At 39.4% G+C, this 16908-nt stretch carries 16 protein-coding genes; 14 read left to right on the top strand and 2 right to left on the bottom strand.

What is annotated here, in order from left to right; translation table 11 throughout:
* The first annotated feature begins 77 nt into the window (after positions 1-77).
* The 7 genes from LG369_RS02925 to LG369_RS02955 all read left to right on the top strand — a co-directional run bounded on the left by LG369_RS02925 (position 78) and on the right by LG369_RS02955 (position 4982).
* Positions 78-1004 carry an aldo/keto reductase gene (locus tag LG369_RS02925; RefSeq protein ID WP_004253092.1) on the top strand — a complete coding sequence of 309 codons (927 nt, stop codon included), beginning with the start codon at positions 78-80 and terminating at the stop codon, positions 1002-1004.
* A 152-nt stretch (positions 1005-1156) separates the two neighbouring features.
* Entirely contained in the window at positions 1157-2182 is a 1026-nt protein-coding gene (locus tag LG369_RS02930) for a DNA/RNA non-specific endonuclease (RefSeq protein ID WP_225750183.1), read from the top strand.
* Between the two features lie 100 nt (positions 2183-2282).
* Positions 2283-2519, top strand: a complete 237-nt coding sequence (locus LG369_RS02935) for a DUF2829 domain-containing protein (protein ID WP_074324209.1) — start codon at positions 2283-2285, stop codon at positions 2517-2519.
* On the top strand, positions 2512-3210 hold the full coding sequence (locus LG369_RS02940; RefSeq protein ID WP_225750184.1) for a 3-oxoacyl-ACP reductase: 699 nt from the start codon (positions 2512-2514) through the stop codon (positions 3208-3210). Before LG369_RS02935 ends, LG369_RS02940 begins: the two co-directional genes overlap by 8 nt.
* A gap of 9 nt (positions 3211-3219) precedes the next feature.
* Entirely contained in the window at positions 3220-3720 is a 501-nt protein-coding gene (locus LG369_RS02945; RefSeq protein ID WP_070677481.1) for an NUDIX hydrolase, read from the top strand.
* Positions 3698-4597 carry a putative PEP-binding protein gene (locus LG369_RS02950; protein WP_070677479.1) on the top strand — a complete coding sequence of 300 codons (900 nt, stop codon included), beginning with the start codon at positions 3698-3700 and terminating at the stop codon, positions 4595-4597. The genes LG369_RS02945 and LG369_RS02950 overlap by 23 nt, the downstream gene beginning before the upstream one ends.
* The gene (locus LG369_RS02955) at positions 4542-4982 is read left to right on the top strand and encodes an ASCH domain-containing protein (RefSeq protein WP_070677477.1); all 441 of its coding nucleotides are present in this window, start codon (positions 4542-4544) and stop codon (positions 4980-4982) included. Before LG369_RS02950 ends, LG369_RS02955 begins: the two co-directional genes overlap by 56 nt.
* 194 nt (positions 4983-5176) lie before the next feature.
* On the opposite strand, the gene LG369_RS02960 is transcribed toward LG369_RS02955, so the two are convergent.
* On the bottom strand, positions 5177-7327 hold the full coding sequence (locus LG369_RS02960) for a Cna B-type domain-containing protein (RefSeq protein ID WP_225750185.1): 2151 nt from the start codon (positions 7325-7327) through the stop codon (positions 5177-5179).
* Positions 7328-7976: 649 nt separating this feature from the next.
* Between LG369_RS02960 and LG369_RS02965 the strand changes: the two genes are divergently transcribed.
* From LG369_RS02965 to LG369_RS02975, 3 genes are all read left to right on the top strand, one after another.
* Positions 7977-10523, top strand: coding sequence for a M1 family metallopeptidase (locus tag LG369_RS02965; protein ID WP_070677148.1), 2547 nt, complete (start codon positions 7977-7979; stop codon positions 10521-10523).
* A 115-nt stretch (positions 10524-10638) separates the two neighbouring features.
* Positions 10639-11310, top strand: a complete 672-nt coding sequence (locus tag LG369_RS02970; protein ID WP_004253103.1) for a response regulator transcription factor — start codon at positions 10639-10641, stop codon at positions 11308-11310.
* Positions 11303-12637: a sensor histidine kinase gene (locus LG369_RS02975; RefSeq protein ID WP_070677149.1), complete on the top strand. Its 1335-nt coding sequence runs from the start codon at positions 11303-11305 to the stop codon at positions 12635-12637. The genes LG369_RS02970 and LG369_RS02975 overlap by 8 nt, the downstream gene beginning before the upstream one ends.
* A gap of 26 nt (positions 12638-12663) precedes the next feature.
* Here LG369_RS02975 and LG369_RS02980 read toward each other — a convergent pair whose 3' ends face one another.
* Positions 12664-12939, bottom strand: a complete 276-nt coding sequence (locus tag LG369_RS02980; protein WP_036754234.1) for a DUF3270 family protein — start codon at positions 12937-12939, stop codon at positions 12664-12666.
* 369 nt (positions 12940-13308) lie between these two features.
* Here LG369_RS02980 and LG369_RS02985 point away from each other — a divergent pair, with 369 nt between their 5' ends.
* The 4 genes from LG369_RS02985 (at position 13309) to rpiA (ending at position 16885) form a co-directional block, all read left to right on the top strand.
* Positions 13309-14364: an ABC transporter permease gene (locus LG369_RS02985; protein WP_225750186.1), complete on the top strand. Its 1056-nt coding sequence runs from the start codon at positions 13309-13311 to the stop codon at positions 14362-14364.
* A gap of 13 nt (positions 14365-14377) precedes the next feature.
* The gene (locus LG369_RS02990) at positions 14378-15058 is read left to right on the top strand and encodes an ABC transporter ATP-binding protein (protein ID WP_225750187.1); all 681 of its coding nucleotides are present in this window, start codon (positions 14378-14380) and stop codon (positions 15056-15058) included.
* 109 nt (positions 15059-15167) lie between these two features.
* On the top strand, positions 15168-16097 hold the full coding sequence (locus LG369_RS02995) for a peptidase U32 family protein (protein ID WP_225750188.1): 930 nt from the start codon (positions 15168-15170) through the stop codon (positions 16095-16097).
* 104 nt (positions 16098-16201) lie between these two features.
* Positions 16202-16885, top strand: a complete 684-nt coding sequence (rpiA, locus tag LG369_RS03000) for a ribose-5-phosphate isomerase RpiA (RefSeq protein ID WP_225750189.1) — start codon at positions 16202-16204, stop codon at positions 16883-16885.
* Positions 16886-16908 lie beyond the last annotated feature (23 nt).

Here is a 16908-nt window from a genome sequence, read left to right on the forward strand (position 1 = left end):
GTTCTTTTCTTTTGTAAGGTATCAGTTGATAAAAGTGGCATTCTACTTTATAATGAAGAAAAACGGAGGAAATTGCCATGAAATATATTCCATTTGGTCAAGAGAAAAGAGAATTGTCCGAAATCGTTCTAGGCATGATGCGAATCAGTGACAAGTCGGTTAAAGAGGTTGAGGAGTTGGTTGAAACAGCCCTATCTGTAGGAATCAATGCCTTTGACTTGGCAGATATCTACGGTGGAGGTCGTTGCGAAGAATTACTGGGTCAAGTGTTAAAGCATCGTCCTGACCTGCGAGAAAAGATGTGGATCCAGTCCAAGTGTGGCATTCGCATAGAAGAATTTACCTATTTTGATTTTTCAAAAGATTATATTTTAGAATCAGTAGACGGGATTCTAAAAAGATTGCAGGTTGATTATCTAGATAGCTTGCTTCTCCATCGTCCAGATGCTTTGATGGAAGCTGATCAAGTGGCCCAAGCCTTTGAAATTCTACACAAATCAGGTAAAGTTCGAGACTTCGGTGTGTCCAATCAAAATCCTATGATGATGGAATTACTGAAGAAAGAGGTCAAACAACCTTTATCTATCAATCAATTACAACTAAGCGCAGCTTTCACGCCAGGATTTGAATCAGGTTTCCATGTCAATATGGAAGGTGACAAGGCAGCTTTGCGTGATGGTAGCGTCTTTGAATACTGCAAATTAAATGACATGGTTATTCAGGCCTGGTCAGTCTTGCAGTTCGGATATTTCAAAGGGAATTTTGTCGGCAATGAGAAGTTTCAACAACTAAACCAAGTCCTAAATCGATTAGCCTTAAAATACGGTGTGAGCCCATCGGCTATTGCTATCGCTTGGGTGTTACGCTATCCAGCTAAGATGCAGGCAGTAGTGGGAACAACTAACCCTAAACATTTGATAGAAGCCAGCCAAGCAAGTAATGTTAATCTAACTCGAAAAGAATGGTATGAGATATACCTAGCAGCAGGAAATGATTTGCCATAGAAATTAAAACGTAATCCATTCAAGAGCGAGGTTCTATCTCTCTCTTTTTGTTTTAAAAATTTATATAATTGTTTGAAAAAGCAAACTATATATGGTAGAATTTTATAAAATAACAATATAATAAATATTTTAATAAAATAGGGGCATTTGAAATGAAAAGAATAGTTTTGACTTCTGTTGTTTTTCTCTCGCTGCTGACATCAGTTGGTTGCTCGAAACATAAGGAAGAGGCGAAAGTAACTGAACCTGTAACGACTGTAGTGACTACGCAGGATAATACAAAGTTGTACAAGAATGCTGGTTTACTTACTTTTAGAAACGAAAAGCAGCTTGAACTTGGAGAACTGGATTCCAAATCTCGCGCAACTTATGCCCATATTCAGCTGAAAGATAGTGATGAGCCTAAAGAAAAGAGAGAAGCTAAATTAACCTTTGATCCAGTTGGTTGGCATAACTATAAATTTTATTATGGTGATGGAACAAAGGAAGCCTGGCTAATGAATCGAGGTCATTTAGTTGGTTATCAATTTAGCGGACTAAACGATGAAGGTCGTAATCTAGTTCCTATGACAGCCTGGTTAAATACAGGGGCCTTTACTGGAACAGATGACAAAAATCAAAGTAGCATGCTTTATTATGAAAATGGTCTAGATTCATGGCTTGCAAATCATCCAAACTATTATCTAGATTATAAGGTAACAGCAGTCTATAAGGATAATGAATTGATTCCAAGACAGATTATCTTACAGTATGTAGGAATTGATCAGGATGGAAAATTGCTTGAAATTAAATTAGGTAGTAGCAAGGAAAAAATTGATAAGTATTCTGTAACCCATGTCGCCTTGGATAATGTTTCAGAAAATGCTGAAATAAATTATGCTGATGGTACTGCAAAAAATACGGTCAAATCAGCTGAAGAACGCGCTGCTGAAGTTAAAGCAGCCGAGGAAAAGGCTAAGAAAGAGGCTGAAGAAAAAGAAGCACAAGAAAAAGCTAAAAAAGAGGCAGAAGAGAAGGCTAAAGAAGAACAGACACAGCAGGAAACTGAAGCCCCAGCAGAAGAATCACAAAGCAGTAATTCAGGTGGTTACTTTAGAGATAGAAAAGGAAGATGGCATCGACCAAATGGGAAATATGCCTCTAAAAAGGAAATCAGAGAAGCGGGTTTGCAGTGGTAATCTACTAAGACTTAAGAAATCATGAAAAATAATTGTCAAAAAGCCGTTGAAAAACGGTTTTTTGTTATAATAAAACAAGAAAACTATAAAGGAGAATATCATGACATTTGAAGAAATCTTGCCGGGGCTAAAGGCTAAAAAGAAATACGTCCGTACTGGCTGGGGTGGGGCTGAAAACTATGTCCAGCTCTTTGATACTATCGAGCAAAACGGGTTTGCCCTTGAAGTGACACCTTATTTCCTCATCAACGTATCTGGAGAAGGGGAAGGTTTTTCTATGTGGAGTCCAACCCCTTGTGATGTCCTAGCAACAGACTGGGTGGAAGTCCATGACTAAACGTGTACTCATTACGGGTGTTAGCTCAGGGATTGGCCTAGCACAGGCTCGACTCTTTTTAGAAAAAGGTTATCAGGTTTTCGGAGTGGATCAGGGTGAAAAGCCTGACTTACAAGGCGACTTTCACTTTTTACAACGTGATTTAACGCTTGACTTGGAACCAATTTTTGACTGGTGCCCTCAGGTGGATATTTTGTGTAACACAGCTGGGGTTTTGGATGACTACAAACCTATACTAGAACAAACAGCTCAAGAAATCCAAGAAATTTTTGAAATCAACTATGTGACACCTGTGGAGTTAACTCGCCATTATTTAACACAAATGCTGGAGAATAAAAAAGGGATCATCATCAATATGTGTTCCATTGCTTCAAGTCTAGCAGGCGGGGGTGGTCACGCCTATACCTCGTCCAAACATGCCTTGGCAGGCTTTACCAAGCAGTTGGCTTTAGACTATGCTGAAGCTGGGATTCAGGTCTTTGGCATTGCTCCTGGTGCAGTTAAGACTGGTATGACAGCAGCTGACTTTGAGCCAGGTGGTCTGGCAGACTGGGTAGCAAGTGAAACACCTATCAAACGCTGGATTGAGCCAGAGGAAGTGGCAGAAGTCAGCCTCTTTTTAGCAAGCGGAAAGGCAAGCACCATGCAAGGACAAATCTTGACTATTGATGGTGGCTGGAGCTTGAAGTAGGAGAATCTGATGGAAATCAAAAATCACTTTGGGGTATACGGAGTCTGTCTTCAAGAGGGAAAACTGCTCTGTATTGAAAAAACAAGAGGCCCCTATCAGCATCGTTTTGACCTACCAGGTGGTAGCCAGGAAGTAGGGGAGGGACTGACTGAAACCCTCAAGAGAGAAGTTCTGGAAGAGACGGGTTATATGCTTAGTCAGTATTCAAATCCTAGGATTTATGATGTGCTGGTTCATGAAGAAGGGCAAGACTTCGCAGTACACCATATTATGGCCTTTTATGATATCGTACTCGATTTCGAAGGCTCTCAAAAATTCCTACCTCATGAAGTTCTTGATGGAAGTAATGATTCAGCAAATGCCATTTGGCTTCCTCTTGAGCAGTTGACCGAAGAAAATGCCTCACCCTTAGTATTGAAGGTGAAGGCAGAGTTACTAGGATTTCCAGAATTAGAACTGATAAGCTATAAGAATTGGAAGGTAAAACATGCAAAATCAACTGGCTTTTAGTGGCGAAAGAATTGATGAAAAAGTTTATCCACATTTATTGCACCACGTCGGCTTGATTCGTGGGGAATACTTGCTAAGAGAGCTCAATCAAAACATACTATTACCAAATTGTCAGCAATTTGTGAAAGATTATCTAGACACTATTTGTCATTTGTACTCATATGAAGAAGTTTGGTATCGCTTTTCAGAGTTAACAAATGCAGAAGCAAATAGTCTAGACGGGACTAAAGAGTATTTTGACGAACGCCACCCCTTATTTGGATACAGAGGTATCAGGCGTTTGTTGGCGTGTCCAGATGAATTTCAGGCTGAGGCAAATGTCGTTACAGATGTTTATCAAAATAATCCCAATTTGTCTGTTATTTTTTCTTTTGTTAATGATGCCGACCAATTAAAACGAGCTATTACATTGTTACGTCAGCATGGTTTTACTGGAAAAGTTGGCACAATGATTGAATTGCCTTCAGCTTATTTTGACTTGGACAGGATACTGGAAACTGGCATTTCAAAGATTGTAGTGGGAATGAATGATTTGACTTCATTTATTTTTGCGACTGTAAGAAACAGTCAATGGCATGATATGGAAAGTCCCATTATGTTAGAAATGCTGAGACAGATGCAGGATAAAGCAAGGATGAAAAAGATAGATTTCGCTGTAGCAGGCTATCTGAATCCTTCTTTCATACAAAAAATGAATCAGATGGGGATTGAGTGCATTATCCACTACAGTTCTATTCCGGAGATTTTTAATTTAGATATTGACTATCCAGATCATCTCAAACGTGTAAAAGAAGAAAGTAAAAAAATACAAAGGAGAACTCATGACACCGCAAGAAATGTGGAATGCATACAAGAAAATCAATCCCTCTATCGGTGATGAGATAGACGCCTGGGCTTTTGGAGTAGAGGCAGATCTCTTGGCTGATTTGGTTCTAAGAGGCAAAAAAACAGCAACAGCCTCAGCTTACGATCTCTACGCATTAGAGGACGAACCTCTTCCACAAGAAGGGACCTTTGATATTATTTTAGACAGCCAAGACCAGGCTGTCTGCATTGTCGAAATTACAAAGGTTTCTGTTCAGCCTTTCTATCAAGTGTCAGCCGACCATGCCTACAAGGAAGGTGAAGGCGATAAATCCTTAGCCTACTGGCGTCAGGTTCATGAGGAGTTTTTCACGGAGTGGCTGGAGGAAGCTGGTCTGACTTTCACACCCGAAAGTAAGGTTGTTTTAGAAGAATTTCGCAAGGTTTACCCTCTGTAGCCTGCTATAAGGAAGAAAGTTTTGGGAATCATTGTCCAGGGCTTTTTTCAATCTATCAAGTGAAGTTGTGGATAAAGTATTTCAAAGATGTTTATCTTTTGAATCCCTATTCAGTCACTTCTACATTGGTTGATTATTTTTCTATAAAAAAGAGAGAGCGTTGCTCTCTCTTTTTTATAGAAAATTATCTAATATTATTTAGAAAATTTGCGTTTCATGATTACAGTACCTGACAAGATTACCACACCTGCCAATACAAGTACTAGGCTTGTAGCTTCACCAGTAAATGGAAGAGTTGGTCCTTCTTCTGTTGTAGTTGAACGACCTGGTTCTGGAGTTGTAGTTGTTCTACCAGCACCATCTCCATCTCCGTTTCCTGGACGACCTGGTTCTTCAGTAGTAGTGGTTGTTGTAGTTGTTGTAGTGCCACCGTCACCACCACCGTTTCCATTATTTGGAACATATGGGTAAGGCGGTGTAGTTGGTTCTGGTGTTGTAGTAGTCGTTGTAGTAGTTGTGTCTTCTGAAGGAGCTACAGTTGTAGTAGTTGTAGTAGTTGTAGTAGTTGTAGTAGTTGTAGGAGCTTCAGTAGACTTAGGAGCCTCAGTAGTTGTAGGAGCCTCAGTAGTTGTTGAAGCTGCAGTAGTTGTAGGAGCCTCAGTAGTTGTTGAAGCTGCAGTAGTTGTAGGAGCCTCAGTAGTTGTTGAAGCTGCAGTAGTTGTAGGAGCCTCAGTAGTTGTTGAAGCTGCAGTAGTTGTAGGAGCCTCAGTAGTTGTTGAAGCTGCAGTAGTTGTAGGAGCCTCAGTAGTTGTAGGAGCCTCAGTAGTTGTTGAAGCTTCAGTAGTTGTTGGGGCTTCAGTAGTTGTTGGGGCTTCAGTAGTTGTTGGGGCTTCAGTAGTTGTAGGAGCCTCAGTAGTTGTTGGGGCTTCAGTAGTTGTTGGGGCTTCAGTAGTTGTTGGGACTGCAGTAGTTGTAGGAGCCTCAGTAGTTGTTGTAGTTGGTTTGTTTGATGTGTTGACGACCTTAATCACGTTTGCATCATCAATTTTTTCAACCTTAGAAGTGTAACCTTCAGGTGTATTTGTTTCCACTACTGAGTACTCAATCTTCTTACCGTCTTTGATACCTGGTAATTTAGTAAATTCTGCTTTCCAACCAGAAGCTTTTGTAAGAGTTTGTGTCAACCCTTCTAAGGCTTGGCCGTCAGCATACAATTGAACAGTGATATCTTTACGGTCAGATTCTTCGTCACCAACCCACTCTTTCTGAACGGTCACAGTTGTATCACCAGATACCCAGAATTTCAACTCATTATTGTTCCAGAAAGCTGGATCAGTTTGAGGTGTTGTGATTTCATCAGCTGTCAAGGTTGCATTGTTGTCAACACGGATGGTTGTTTTAGGAATTAATGTTTGGTATTCAACGATTAATTCTTCGTCCGTAGCTGTTTTGAAAACATCACTTACGTCTGATAAATTAACGGTAAATCCATTTCCGTCTGCATCGAATTTAACATGTTTCCAGAAATCCCATCCTGAAGCAACCACTTGTCCACCTTTTCTTAAAGTGAAGGATGGTTTCAAGTAAGTTCCTACAAAGAATTCATTTGCAGCGTGGTTTGCAGCAGGAGCAAAAGTGATTTTTGAGTAATCGACGGCTGGAGCTTGGATTTTATCTGATACAACAGGGTTTGTGATGGCTTGTTTTTTACCATCTCCATTGATACGGATAAACCATTTTGTTAGATAGTAGTCATCTCCAACATTCATCCAAGCATAGTTTTCAGAAACATCCAATTTGAATGTCTTAGATACATAGTCACCTGTAAGGTTGTATTTATTCAAGACTGATTCAAATACGCCAGGTCCATCAGGGCGTGTAATGATGACAGATTCTGAACCGACTTTAGAAGTGGCGGTCTTGTTTCCAGGATTTCCTGGAGTGCTATCCCACACTGCTCGGTATTGGAATCCACCCTTAACATTTTGGTTCATGGCTTCGATTGCTTTTTTAAAAGTAAAAGTAATCTTCTTGTTTGTCATTGACAAGGTAGCTACTTCAGCACCGTTGGCTTGAAGTGATTGCGTTGCGAGTTCTGTGATATTTAAACCTTCGGGAGCGTCGATGGTAAAAGTATCTCCTTCTTTAACAGATTTACTTGTTAAATCCCAGTCAAAAGAAAATGTGACCTTTTGACCAGATGTATCTGCTTTAAGGTTTGTAATAGTGGGAGTGACAGTTGCTGCAGAAACTGGCTTGATGATTGACAAACCAAGAGCAACTACACTGAACATTGCTACAAACGCGAATAATTTTTTATAGAAAGTTTTCACTTGTTCCTCCATTCCTTTCTTCCATAAAATCTTCTTGTTTGGTAATAACACCCAAAATGTTGATTGATATCATTTAATAAAATTGACAGTCCTATTCTGACGAAAAATCCTTTCTTTATTGCAGTTTACTCCAGCTCCATTGAAGATAAATTAATGCAATAGTTTTAAGACTCCGTATGTTATTAACTAATTTACATTTAGAGTGACTTTTTAACGTAAAAGGGATTTTCTGCTAGTTTATTTCATGGACGTGAATCCAATATTTAAAAAATAACCAATGAATTTTTTAAATATTGGATTCACTTCTGAAGAAAACTAATAATAGAAGTGCAATATATTAAAAAAACATAATGATTGTCATAGATTAAGTATTAATATACCAAACACACTAATTTTAGCACTAACGTATGCATTAGTCAACGAAATAGGTGCGAATTTCCTATAAATTTTGGAGTCTTTTGACTTTTTTTGACAAAATACCAAAACAGGCTTAAAATATAGAAATTCTAGGTGTTAACAAAAATATTTTCTTATTATTTTGGTTAAAAAAGACAATAATTATATAAATGAACTTTCAAAGCTTTTTTCTGACTTAAAATATGATAAAATAGGTATGTTTGAACTAGAGCATATGCTCAGAAATTTAGAATAGGAGAATATGATGCAAGCAGTAGAACATTATATCGAAACATTTGTTCCTGAACATTATGATTTATTTTTAGACTTGAGTCGTGAGACCAAGACGTTTTCAGGAAAAGTAACCATTACTGGTCAAGCTAAAAGTGACCGTATTTCCCTTCACCAAAAAGACTTGGAAATTGCTTCAGTTGAAGTAGCAGGTCAAGCTCGTCCATTTACAGTTGATAACGAAAATGAAGCCCTTCATATCGAACTTGCAGAAGCAGGTTCAGTTGAATTGGTTATTGCTTTTTCAGGTAAAATCACAGACAACATGACAGGAATCTATCCATCATACTACACAGTTGATGGTGTCAAGAAAGAAGTTTTGTCTACGCAGTTTGAAAGCCACTTTGCCCGTGAAGCCTTCCCATGTGTGGATGAGCCAGAAGCGAAAGCAACCTTTGACCTAGCTCTTCGTTTTGACCAAGCAGAAGGCGAACTTGCCTTGTCAAACATGCCTGAGATTGACGTTGAAAATCGCAAAGAAACTGGCATCTGGAAGTTTGAAACTACACCTCGTATGTCCTCTTACTTGCTAGCTTTCGTAGCTGGTGATTTGCAGGGGGTAACTGCTACAACTAAAAACGGTACCTTGGTAGGTGTATACTCAACCAAGGCCCATCCACTTTCAAACCTTGATTTCTCACTAGACATCGCTGTTCGTTCTATCGAATTTTACGAAGACTACTACGGAGTCAAGTACCCAATCCCTCAATCTCTTCACATCGCCCTTCCTGACTTCTCAGCAGGTGCTATGGAAAACTGGGGTCTCGTGACCTACCGTGAAGTCTACTTGGTTGTGGATGAGAACTCTACCTTTGCCAGCCGTCAACAAGTAGCCCTCGTCATTGCCCACGAGCTTGCTCACCAATGGTTCGGTAACCTTGTTACTATGAAATGGTGGGATGACCTCTGGCTCAACGAAAGCTTCGCCAATATGATGGAGTACGTCTGTGTGGATGCCATTGAGCCAAGTTGGAATATCTTTGAAGATTTCCAAACAAGTGGAGTGCCAGCCGCACTTAAACGTGATGCGACTGATGGTGTTCAGTCTGTTCACGTCGAAGTCAAACACCCAGATGAAATTAATACTCTCTTTGACTCTGCTATCGTTTATGCCAAAGGAAGCCGTCTCATGCACATGCTTCGTCGTTGGTTAGGAGATGCTGATTTTGCTAAAGGTTTGCATGCTTACTTTGAAAAACACCAATACGGAAACACTATTGGTCGTGACCTTTGGAATGCCCTTGGTCAAGCATCAGGCCGTGATGTAGCAGCCTTTATGGATTCTTGGTTGGAGCAACCTGGTTATCCAGTTTTGACTGCTACAGTTGAAAATGATGTCTTGAAGATCTCACAAAAACAATTCTTCATCGGTGAGCATGAAGACAAGAACCGTCTCTGGGTAGTACCCCTTAACAGTAACTGGAAAGGTTTGCCAGATACACTCGAAACTGAAAGCATCGAAATTCCAGGTTATGCAGCCCTTCTTGCTGAAAACAAAACAGCGCTTCGTCTCAACACTGAAAACACTGCCCACTACATTACTGACTATCAAGGTGAATTACTGGATGCTATCCTTTCAGAATTAGTTGAACTTGATAACACAAGTAAGCTTCAAATCGTCCAAGAACGTCGTTTGCTTGCTGAAGCAGGACATGTATCATATGCAGACTTGTTGCCAGTACTTGATAAACTTGCTAAGGAAGAGTCTTACCTGGTTGTTGCTGCAGTTTCTCAGGTTATTGGTGCCCTTGAGCGCTTTATCGATGAAGGAACAGAAGCTGAGAAAGCCTTTAACACTCTGGTTGCTAAATTGGCCCGTCACAACTATGAACGACTTGGTTTTGAAGCTAAAGACGGAGAATCAGATGAGGATGAATTGGTTCGTCAATTGACCATTTCTATGATGATTCGTTCAAATGATGAGAAAGCTAGTCAGGTAGCAAGTCAAATCTTTGCAGCCCATAAAGAAAATCTTGCAGGACTTCCAGCAGCCATTCGTGCTCAAGTCCTTATCAATGAGATCAAACACAATGAGACTAAGAACTTGGTTGCAACTTATCTAGACCTATACACTCATGCAACAGATGCCGTTTTCAAACGTCAATTAGCAGCTGCGCTTGCATACAGTACAGATGCAGAAAACATCCAAACTCTTCTTGCAACTTGGAAGGACAAATTTGTCGTGAAACCACAAGACCTTTCAGCATGGTACCTCCAATTCCTTGGACACCAAGCTACCCAAGAAACTGTTTGGGTTTGGGCTCGTGAAAACTGGGATTGGATCAAGGCAGCCCTTGGTGGAGATATGAGCTTTGATAGCTTTGTTATCTTCCCATCACACATCTTTAAAACAGAACAACGTTTGGCAGAGTATAAGGCCTTCTTTGAACCACAACTTTCTGATCTTGCCCTTAGCCGTAATATCAGCATGGGTATCAAGGATATCGCAGCGCGCGTTGAATTGATTAAACGTGAAAAAGCAGCGGTTGAAGCAGTTGTTGCACAATATGGCAAGGCTTAAAAACTTCTTGACTAAATAGTATATAAAAACTCAACTTTCTCTTAGAAAAACAAGGAAAGTTGAGTTTTTTTTAAGATATTTTTGCTATAATGGATATAATAAGGAGGAATTTTTGATGATTAAAATTCTATTAGTGGAAGATGACCTAGGCCTGTCAAATTCAGTCTTTGATTTTTTGGATGATTTTGCAGATGTTATGCAGGTATTTGATGGCGAAGAAGGTCTCTACGAGGCTGAAAGTGGCGTCTATGATTTGATTCTCCTTGATTTGATGTTACCTGAAAAAAATGGTTTCCAAGTCTTGAAAGAACTACGTGAAAAAGGTGTTTCGACTCCTGTTCTCATCATGACAGCCAAGGAAAGTCTCGATGACAAAGGACATGGGTTTGAGCTGGGAGCAGATGATTATCTAACCAAACCATTTTATCTAGAAGAACTCAAGATGCGTATTCAGGCCCTCCTCAAACGCTCAGGGAAATTTAACGAAAATACCTTAACGTACGGTGATTTGACAGTCAATCTATCTACGAATGAAGTTAAGGTTCAAGATGCCTCTGTTGAGCTACTTGGTAAAGAATTTGAACTCTTGGTCTATTTCCTCCAAAACCAAAATGTCATCTTACCAAAAACCCAAATCTTTGACCGTTTATGGGGATTTGACAGTGACACAACCATTTCCGTTGTAGAAGTTTATGTATCAAAAGTTCGTAAGAAATTGAAAGGTTCAGCCTTTGCTGAAAATCTCCAAACTTTGCGTAGTGTTGGGTATATTTTAAAACATGTTTAAGAAATTAAAAAAGAATTGGTACGCAGAAGATTTTAGCTACTTTATCCGTAATTTTGGTGTTTTCACCCTAATTTTCTCTGCCATGACCTTGATTATCTTGCAGGTTATGCACTCCAGTCTCTACACATCAGTGGATGAGAAACTGCTATCTCTCAGCAACAATCCTCAGGACATCATTCAATTGGCGGTCAATCGTGCAACTGAAGATGTTAAGGATTTAGATAGTGGCAGTGTCGCTTCAGCATCTGATAAAAAACCAAATGTGAGTTCCAATACTGAAGTGATTTTGCTAGATTCAAATTTGAATCAATTAGTGACTGGCAATCGCTTTTTGGGATTAGACAGAATAACGTTCAATAAAAAGGATTTAAACCATATCCGACAGCTTCATGTTGTGAATAGCTACGGCCAGGATGAGATTTATCGGGTGGTCTTAACGGAAATGAATATTGATTCTGTTTCGACTAATATTAAGTATGCTGCTATCCTGATTAACACAAGCCAACTAGAGCAAATTAGTCAAAACCACGAGCAGTTAATCGTGGTGGTGATGGCAAGTTTTTGGATTCTATCTATCTTAGCCAGTCTCTATCTTGCACGTGTCAGTGTTAAACCCTTACTTGAAAGTATGCAAAAGCAGAAAAGCTTTGTGGAAAATGCCAGTCATGAATTACGGACTCCGTTGGCAGTTCTTCAGAACCGTCTGGAAACTCTTTTTAGAAAACCAGAGGCGACTATTATGGAGTCAAGTGAGAGCATCGCTTCTAGTTTGGAAGAAGTTCGAAATATGAAGTTTCTAACGACTAACCTTCTCAATCTGGCACGTAGAGATGATGGAATCAAGCCTGAGTTTGGAGAGGTAGAGCCAGACTTCTTTAATACAACCTTTACTAACTATGAGATGATTGCGTCCGAGAATAATCGTGTTTTTCGTTTTCAAAATCGTGTTCATCGCACCATTATCACGGATAAACTCCTCCTCAAGCAATTGATGACCATTCTGTTTGACAATGCGGTCAAGTATACAGAAGAAGAAGGAGATATATATTTTGAGATTTCAACGAAAGAACGAAGCCTTTATCTAACGGTAGCTGATAATGGGATCGGTATTTCTGCAGCCGATAAAAAGAAAATCTTTGATCGTTTTTATCGTGTTGATAAGGCACGTACACGGCAAAAGGGTGGTTTCGGTTTAGGCTTGTCTTTAGCTAAGCAGATCGTCTATGCCTTAAAAGGCTCTATCAGTGTGAAAGATAACAAACCTAACGGAACAATTTTTGAAGTCAAGATAGCTATCACAACACCATCAAAACGAAAGAATAAATAAAAAAACCTTCGATTCATCGAAGGTTTTTATTTGAATTTTTTCTTGATAAAAGTGCGCTGAAATTGTAAAGCTACAAGACTGAGGCCGATAGCCAAAGCAAATGATAAAACAGTGTTCAATTTAAGCGATAAGAACATAAAGCTAAAGATAGCTAAAAAGACACAGAAGCAAGCAATGTTTACAAAAAATAGGACTTCCTTTACACTAGCAACAGAAGTATTTTCTGGGATATAATCTTGAAACTGAGTAGTTTTTATACTTTCTTGTTCTAACTCATACGGGTGTAGTTTTCTTGCGGGCATATTTCTCTCCTTAACAGTACATTACTATTTTATCATTTTTTAAAGAGAGAATTATTACAGGATTGTTACAAATTGCATAAAATCTGTTATCAATGCCAATTTCGGTTTTCTTGACATGCTGATGGGAAAATGATAGGATGAGTAAACCGTTTAAACTTTATTATTTTTCTCTTATTTCAACGAGGGGAAATTTGATGGTTAAAACGAATAAAAATCATACACAGATGCAAATAAATTCAATTTTGAAGTAAGGACAGGATTCTTTTAAATTGATTCTAGTTGTTCATGTCGAGATAGTTTTCTATCTTTAGTGCTATGGTAAAGAGGAGATTTGTTCCCTCGACAACAGAATACTTAAAGGAGATTGGCATGTATCTTGCTATCAAAGAAATTTTACAGAATAAACTGCGTTACAGTTTAATTCTAACAACTATTTTTCTCATTGCTTTTATGGTCTTTTTTATGACCAGTTTGGCTCTCGGGCTTGTTCGAAATAACAGGGCTGCTATTGATAATTGGCAAGCAACAGGAGTTGTGCTATCCGATTATGCAAATGATAATTTGACTGCATCCTTTATACCAGAAAAAGACTACAAAGATAAAGTGTCTGGGGATGCTGTTCCTCTAAGCTACATGTTTGCCGTGACAAACCTTGTCGATAGTAGTGACAAGATGAATGTCTCTATTTTCGGTCAAGAGTGGGACAGTTTTATCTCTCCGTCCTTGATTGAAGGGCGTTACCCAGAAAATGACCAAGAAGTTGTTGTGGATCAGTCTTTTGAAAATTACGGCATCAAACTTGGGGACGCAATTCAACTCAACGGAAGTGAGACAAGTTTTAAGATTGTAGGTTTGACAAAAGGAAATAAATTTTTCACAGAACCTGTTGTTTTTACGAGCCTAACAACCTATTGGAATTTACAAGGAACAACAAAAGCTAATCGCTCTATCTCTGCATTGGTATTGCAAAATGATGTAGAAGTGACTGGCGATGGCTTGAAGCAGATTTCTATTAAAAAAATGATTTCGAAAATTCCTGGCTATACCCCTCAGGTCAATGTATTCTCAGGAATGATTCTGGCTATGATTGTCATTACAGGTCTGATTGTAGGCATTTTTATCTACATCATTACCATTCAAAAATTAGGCCTCTATGGCATTATGCGAGCGCAAGGGATTCAGATAAAATCTATCGTATGGTCCCTTTTCTGTCAGATTTTTCTTCTATCTGGTTTGGGTATAGGATTGGCTTTATTAGCCATTTGGGCTGTCATTTTAGTCTTACCTGCAACCTTCTTTTTCTACCCTAGTTGGTTGGCATACTTTATGCTAAGCCTGGTCATTTGCTTGATGGCACTACTAGGTGGCGTCATTTCGCTTCCGCGTCTACTTAAAGTAGATCCAATTACAGCGATCGCAGAATGATAAGGAGAATGATATGACGACATTAATTGAGATGATTCAGGTGACAAAAACTTATGGCGAAGGCAATATGAAAGTTACAGCTCTCCATGAGACCAATTTTCAGCTAAACGCTGGGGAGTTTGTAGCGATTGTGGGACCTTCCGGTTCAGGGAAAACTACTTTTTTAACAACTCTAGGACAACTTCAGGAAGCTTCAAGTGGAAAGATTCTAGTAAAGGGAAAAGAGACTGGGCATTTATCTGAAAAAGAAAAAACGGATTTGCGCTTTAGTGAATTTGGTTTTATCCTCCAGGCTTCAAATCTGATTCCCTTTTTAACGGTTAAGGAGCAATTAGATTTAATTGACCGTTTGGATAAAAAGAAATCTATAAAAAGTGACCGACAAGAGTTGTTCAGTTTGTTGGATTTGGACAAGGTTCAAAACCACTATCCCAAAGCTCTCTCAGGTGGAGAACGCCAACGAGCCGCAATTGCTAGAGCCCTATACAATAATCCGAGTATTGTACTTGCAGATGAGCCAACAGCCAGCTTGGATACACAACGTGCTTACCAGGTTACAGATATGCTGGCTTCAATTGCCCATGAGCAAGGCAGGGGAGTTGTCATGATTACACATGATACTCGCTTACTAGATAAGGTTGACCGTATTTATGTGATGAATGACGGACGACTTGTTGAAAAGACACAAGTATAATACGAAAAAGTGAACTGCCTTTGATGCAGTTCACTTTTTTGAAATTTCGCATCATAAGACTCACTTTTCTATATAGCTGATTTTTTAGAAATATGGTATAATTTTGTCTATGGAAAAGATTATTATTACAGCGACTGCTGAAAGTATTGAACAAGTGAAACAGCTGCTTGAAGCTGGTGTCGACCGTATTTATGTTGGTGAAAAAGATTTCGGACTTCGTTTGCCGACTACCTTTAGTCATGAAGAATTGCGTGAAATCGCAAATATCGTTCATGATGCAGGGAAGGAATTAATCGTTGCGGTCAATGCCCTCATGCACCAAGATATGATGGACCGCATTAAGCCATTCTTGGACTTTTTAGAGGAAATCAAGACGGACTACATTACTGTTGGAGATGCAGGGGTATTTTATGTGGTCAACCGTGATGGCTATTCTTTTAAAACCATCTATGACGCATCAACCATGGTCACAAGCAGTCGTCAGATTAACTTCTGGGGACAAAAAGCAGGAGCGTCAGAAGCAGTTTTGGCGCGTGAAATCCCATCTGCAGAACTTTTCAAAATGCCTGAAATTTTAGAAATTCCTGCTGAGCTCTTGGTATACGGTGCTAGTGTCATCCACCATTCCAAGCGTCCACTCTTGCAAAACTACTATAATTTCACACAGATTGATGATGAAAAATCTCGTCAACGTGACTTGTTCTTGGCTGAGCCAAGTGATCCAGAGAGCCATTATTCTATTTTTGAAGACAATCATGGGACTCATATCTTTGCTAACAATGACCTTGATTTGATGACCAAGTTAACTGAATTGGTTGAACATGGTTTCACTCATTGGAAGCTTGAAGGTCTCTACACTCCAGGCCAAAACTTTGTAGAAATTGCAAAACTCTTTATCCAAGCGCGTAATTTGATTCAAGAGGGTAACTTTACACATGACCAGGCCTTCTTGCTTGATGAAGAAGTTCGCAAGCTCCATCCTAAAAATCGTTTCTTGGATACTGGTTTCTACGATTACGATCCTGATATGGTTAAATAAAATTCACAAAACCCGACATAAAATGTTCGGGTTTTTCTAGTGCAAGGATGAATTTGAAGCGTATTCATGATATAATAGAAGTAGCTCTATTTGGAGGTGTATAAGTGGAAAATCTGAAAAAGATGGCAGGGATTAAAGCTGCCGAGTTCGTCAAAGATGGTATGCTTGTCGGGCTTGGAACAGGCTCAACTGCCTACTATTTCGTAGAAGAAATAGGTCGTCGTATCAAGGAAGAGGGCTTACAGATTACAGCTGTAACGACTTCTAGTGTGACCAGCAAGCAGGCAGAAGGACTCAATATTCCTCTTAAGTCTATTGATCAAGTAGACTTTGTAGACCTGACAGTTGATGGTGCAGATGAAGTAGACGGTCAGTTTAACGGCATCAAAGGCGGTGGTGGGGCCCTTCTCATGGAAAAGGTTGTCGCAACTCCATCTAAAGAATATATCTGGGTAGTTGATGAAAGTAAGCTAGTAGAGAAACTTGGTGCCTTTAAATTACCAGTAGAGGTTGTTCAATATGGTGCCGAACAGGTCTTCCGTCGATTTGAACGAGCTGGCTATAAACCGAGCTTTCGTGAAAAAGATGGCCAACGCTTTGTGACGGATATGCAAAACTTTATCATCGATTTAGCCTTGGAAGTGATTGAAGACCCAATTGCTCTTGGACAAGAATTGGATCATGTCGTTGGTGTCGTCGAGCATGGCTTGTTTAACCAAATGGTGGATAAGGTCATCGTTGCTGGACAAGAGGGCGTTCAGATTTTAACTTCAACAAAAGCAAAATAATCAAAATATAAAGGAGACACACT

Origin of the sequence: Streptococcus sp. Marseille-Q4154, assembly GCF_916700545.1 — a bacterium.
Lineage (GTDB): Bacteria > Bacillota > Bacilli > Lactobacillales > Streptococcaceae > Streptococcus > Streptococcus infantis_I.

Coding starts and splice junctions, on each gene's coding strand:
- LG369_RS02990 (WP_225750187.1), top strand. CDS start 14,378: ATGACGACATTAATTGAGATGATTCAGGTGACAAAAACTTATGGCGAA.
- LG369_RS02985 (WP_225750186.1), top strand. CDS start 13,309: ATGTATCTTGCTATCAAAGAAATTTTACAGAATAAACTGCGTTACAGT.
- LG369_RS02975 (WP_070677149.1), top strand. CDS start 11,303: ATGTTTAAGAAATTAAAAAAGAATTGGTACGCAGAAGATTTTAGCTAC.
- LG369_RS02965 (WP_070677148.1), top strand. CDS start 7,977: ATGCAAGCAGTAGAACATTATATCGAAACATTTGTTCCTGAACATTAT.
- LG369_RS02940 (WP_225750184.1), top strand. CDS start 2,512: ATGACTAAACGTGTACTCATTACGGGTGTTAGCTCAGGGATTGGCCTA.
- LG369_RS02995 (WP_225750188.1), top strand. CDS start 15,168: ATGGAAAAGATTATTATTACAGCGACTGCTGAAAGTATTGAACAAGTG.
- LG369_RS02935 (WP_074324209.1), top strand. CDS start 2,283: ATGACATTTGAAGAAATCTTGCCGGGGCTAAAGGCTAAAAAGAAATAC.
- LG369_RS02970 (WP_004253103.1), top strand. CDS start 10,639: ATGATTAAAATTCTATTAGTGGAAGATGACCTAGGCCTGTCAAATTCA.
- LG369_RS02925 (WP_004253092.1), top strand. CDS start 78: ATGAAATATATTCCATTTGGTCAAGAGAAAAGAGAATTGTCCGAAATC.
- LG369_RS02960 (WP_225750185.1), bottom strand. CDS start 7,327: ATGGAGGAACAAGTGAAAACTTTCTATAAAAAATTATTCGCGTTTGTA.
- LG369_RS02950 (WP_070677479.1), top strand. CDS start 3,698: ATGCAAAATCAACTGGCTTTTAGTGGCGAAAGAATTGATGAAAAAGTT.
- LG369_RS02930 (WP_225750183.1), top strand. CDS start 1,157: ATGAAAAGAATAGTTTTGACTTCTGTTGTTTTTCTCTCGCTGCTGACA.
- LG369_RS02955 (WP_070677477.1), top strand. CDS start 4,542: ATGACACCGCAAGAAATGTGGAATGCATACAAGAAAATCAATCCCTCT.
- LG369_RS02980 (WP_036754234.1), bottom strand. CDS start 12,939: ATGCCCGCAAGAAAACTACACCCGTATGAGTTAGAACAAGAAAGTATA.
- LG369_RS02945 (WP_070677481.1), top strand. CDS start 3,220: ATGGAAATCAAAAATCACTTTGGGGTATACGGAGTCTGTCTTCAAGAG.